This window comes from Shigella sp. FC1967 (assembly GCF_001743005.1).
Lineage (GTDB): Bacteria > Pseudomonadota > Gammaproteobacteria > Enterobacterales > Enterobacteriaceae > Proteus.
Map to the genome: position 1 here is coordinate 1 of NZ_MIIZ01000136.1, position 285 is coordinate 285.

The following is a 285-nucleotide window of genomic DNA, read 5'->3' on the forward strand; positions in this document are numbered from 1 at the left end:
CGCTGTCTAGGTTGTCAGCGAATTCATTGGTACCCGCATACCATGTGGAATTCCAAGGCTTGACAATGCCAAGGCGGATACCATTAGGATGTACTTTTTGACCCATTGCTAGTCTCCAGAGTCTCAGCGATCAGACACAACCACAGTGATGTGGCTGGTGCGCTTCAGAATACGATCTGCACGGCCTTTTGCACGAGGCATAATGCGCTTCATAGAAGGACCTTCGTCAACAAAGATCTTAGCTACTTTCAGATCATCAATGTCAGCGCCATCGTTGTGTTCTGC

Annotated in this window: 1 protein-coding gene and 1 pseudogene; both read right to left on the bottom strand. The window is 48.4% G+C overall.

Features of this window, described 5'->3' with window-relative positions:
• Window positions 1-106, bottom strand: a pseudogene (locus tag BHE89_RS01275) (30S ribosomal protein S3); the annotation flags it as partial.
• Between the two features lie 17 nt (window positions 107-123).
• Window positions 124-285, bottom strand: a 162-nt coding sequence (gene rplV / locus BHE89_RS01280; protein WP_128860271.1) for a 50S ribosomal protein L22, incomplete at its 5' end; no start/stop codon positions are given.